The organism is Arthrobacter sp. HMWF013 (assembly GCF_003061105.1).
GTDB lineage: Bacteria > Actinomycetota > Actinomycetes > Actinomycetales > Micrococcaceae > Arthrobacter.
In genome coordinates, this window is record NZ_QAIQ01000511.1 from 1 (window position 1) to 3,140 (window position 3,140).

The 3,140-nt window shown below is 64.5% G+C and carries 3 protein-coding genes; 1 reads left to right on the forward strand and 2 read right to left on the reverse strand.

Annotated elements, in window-relative coordinates; genetic code table 11:
* Nucleotides 1-37: 37 nt before the first annotated feature.
* Complete coding sequence (locus DBR22_RS17890; RefSeq protein ID WP_108600126.1) at nt 38-439, reverse strand: LysM peptidoglycan-binding domain-containing protein; 402 nt, start codon at nt 437-439, stop codon at nt 38-40.
* 309 nt (nt 440-748) lie between these two features.
* Here DBR22_RS17890 and lexA point away from each other — a divergent pair, with 309 nt between their 5' ends.
* Entirely contained in the window at nt 749-1,495 is a 747-nt protein-coding gene (gene lexA, locus DBR22_RS17895; protein ID WP_108600128.1) for a transcriptional repressor LexA, read from the forward strand.
* Between the two features lie 140 nt (nt 1,496-1,635).
* Here the strand turns inward: lexA and DBR22_RS17900 are convergent.
* Nucleotides 1,636-3,140, reverse strand: a 1,505-nt coding sequence (locus DBR22_RS17900; RefSeq protein WP_108600127.1) for an ATP-dependent DNA helicase, incomplete at its 5' end; no start/stop codon positions are given.

Genomic DNA, 3,140 nt, shown 5'->3' on the forward strand with positions numbered 1-3,140 from the left:
GGGCCCAGTTCCAAGGCAATCCGGGCCGCGCCGAGGCCTACTTGGTGGGTACGAACAGTTGCTGCCCGGGCACAACTCCGCCTGCAGAGAGGTTGTTCAGCTGGACGATATCCGCGATGACATCGCGGGGATCGCGTTCGGGCGCCACCGAACCGGCAATGGCCCACAGGGACTGGCCCGACTGAACCGTGACGGAGACCGTCGGAGTGAGCGTGAGGTCTGCAGCGGAATCGGCCGCCTTGGCTGGGGCATTCAGGAAACCTGCCAGGGAAAGCAGGATGGCGGCCAGGATGACCAGCGGTATGCCAAAGAGGACGATCCGGCCGCGGCGGGTCAGGCGGAGCGGCGGCAATGACTTGCTGCTCTCCTGCCCGGCGGTGATGTGCTGGACCGAAACGAACTGCGGACGGGAGTCGTGTGAAGCAGATGTAGCTGACATGAAATGAGCCCTCCTGGACCATACTGTGCTGCCCGGTGTGTTCTGCGCTTCCGCCTGCGGTGTCCGGCCTGAGCCGAATGGACCAGGTTTCGAATCCCGCAACAGCGAATAGAACACATGTTCGAACTTTGCCTTCTTAGTTTTAGCACTTATCAACGAACATTGTCGAGACTCGCTAGAACAAATGTTTGAAAAAGCCCTGTGGCTGGCCTACGTTTGGATCAAAGAACAACCACCTCAGTAGTTGATCAGGAGGGTCTGACAATTACTCCGGACAAGCACCCGGGCAACCGAAAGGCAATGGCGAACATGGCAGCACCAGCCGCCGAGGGCAAGGCGAACCCGCAGGGCCGCCAGCCCCAACGGACCCCGAAAGGGCTCACCGCGCGCCAGAAGAAGATCCTCGAAACCATCCAGCGTTCCGTCAACGACAACGGCTATCCCCCATCCATGCGGGAAATCGGCGACACCGTAGGACTGGCTAGTCTCTCGAGCGTCACGCACCAGCTCTCACAGCTGGAAAAGCTGGGGTACCTTCGCCGGGACCCGAAGCGTCCGCGCGCCATGGAAGTTCTGATGCCCCTCACCCTGGACGGCGGGTCCACCAAGCCCAGCGGCTCAGGAAAGCCCGCGGTGATGCACGGAATCGGGGGAACCGTCACGGAACTTCCCACCGCGATGGACACGGCAATGGTGCCGCTGGTGGGCCGGATTGCTGCCGGCGGACCGATCCTTGCCGATCAGGTGGTGGAGGATGTTATGCCCCTGCCACGCCAGCTCGTGGGGCAGGGTGAACTGTTTATGCTGCGCGTGGCCGGCGACTCCATGGTGGACGCCGCCATCTGCGACGGCGACTGGGTGGTTGTCCGCAGGCAGGCCGACGCCGTCAATGGCGATATTGTGGCCGCACTCCTGGATGATGAAGCCACCGTGAAGACCTTCCGGCAGCGGGACGGCCACACGTGGCTTCTGCCCCAGAACACCCAGTACGAGCCCATCCTTGGGGACCACGCCACCATCATGGGCAAGGTCGTCTCGGTCCTGCGCTCACTCTAAGACCGTTCGGGTAAAAGCAACGCGGGGTCATTTAACGTCCCTCGGAAGGACTCCGAAGGACGTTAAATGACCCCGCGTTGTTGGTCGTCAGGAAAGGCACACTCGCTCCCCCGGACCGGATCCGGTCCGGATCCTGCGGATCAAGAGCCGTCTTTCGCCAGCCTTTCCAGGGCTGCGAATGCGGTTTTGCGGTCTGTGGTGGGCCAGAAGGGCGGAAGTGCGGCGCGAAGGAATCCGGCGTACCGCTCAGTGGCAAGCCGTGAGTCCAGGACCGCCACCACACCCTTGTCGCCGGTTGACCGGATCAGCCGGCCCGCCCCCTGTGCCAGCCGGATGGCCGCGTGGGTGGCCGAAACCGCCATGAACCCGTTACCGCCGGCCTGTGCCACGGCACGGGAGCGTGCTGTCATCAGGGGATCGTCCGGCCTTGGGAACGGAATGCGGTCAATCACCACCAGGCGGCACGATCCGCCCGGAACGTCGACGCCCTGCCACAGGGACATGGTCCCGAAGAGGCAGGTGTCAGGCTCATCAGCGAACTGCTTTACCAGGGCCGTCATGGTGGAGTCGCCCTGGCAGAGGATGCTGAGCCCCAGCCGTGGCCGCATCGCCTCGGCTGCTTCCTCGGCAGCACGGCGGGATGAAAACAGGCACAGCGCACCGCCTCCTGACGCACGGATCAGCGCTTCGAGTTCGTCGAGGGCTTCCGGCGAGGCCCCACGACCGGGTTTGGGCAGGTGCCCGGCTACATACAGGATTCCCTGCTTGGGGTAGTCAAACGGCGAGCCGACATCGATGCCGGTCCAGCTTGGCGCCCCCTCCCCTACCAGCCCAAGCCCGCCGGCGGCCGGTTCGAAGGCCGATCCGATAGCCAGGGTGGCCGAGGTCAGCACCACGGTGTGGCCGGCGAAGAGCCCCTCGCGGAGCTTCCCGGCGACGCTGAGGGGCGCAATGTTGATCAATACCGGCGCGGTGTCATCCGGCTGCCCGTAGCCCTGCTGTGGATCGAAAGTGCTGGCGCGCGAGAACCAGACCACTTCGCGGTTTTCCTTGGCAACGATCAGCCGTTCGCAGAGTTCAAGGATGAGCATCAGCCGTGAACGGGCAAGCTGCCGCCCGCCGTCGGCCGTTTGGCCACCCTCACCCTTGGAATCGGAAAGCGCGGCCCGGCATGCTTCGCGCAACTGGTCCACGCAGTCCAGCTGTTCGTCGTTGAGTCCGTTCGGGAGCAGCCCGTTGGGCATCCCGGCCAGGGCAAGTTCGAGGTTGGCGGCGGCCGCGTTGAGGGCGTCCACCGTGATGGCCGTGTGCTTACGTGCCCCTGAAGCGGCTGCGTGGACCATTGCCACGGAGAGCTGCCCTGACACCGCGCCGGTGACCCGGTCCTGGAGTTCGTGTGCCTCGTCCACCACCACGACGTCGTATTCGGGAAGCACGGCAAGGCCCTCAAAGGCGCTGACGGCGAGCATGGCATGGTTGGTGACCACGACGTCGGCTTCGGCAGCGTCGTGGCGTGCCAGTTCGCTGAAGCATTCCTCCGCCATCGGGCACTTCTGCGCGCCGAGACACTCCATCGAGGTCACAGAGACCTGCCGCCACGCACGGTCCGTGACGCCGGGAAGCAGTTCGTCGCGGTCCCCGGTAC

Excerpts from the sequence above, each read along its gene's own strand:
- DBR22_RS17890 (WP_108600126.1), bottom strand. The coding sequence starts at position 439 with ATGTCAGCTACATCTGCTTCACACGACTCCCGTCCGCAGTTCGTTTCG.
- lexA (WP_108600128.1), top strand. The coding sequence starts at position 749 with ATGGCAGCACCAGCCGCCGAGGGCAAGGCGAACCCGCAGGGCCGCCAG.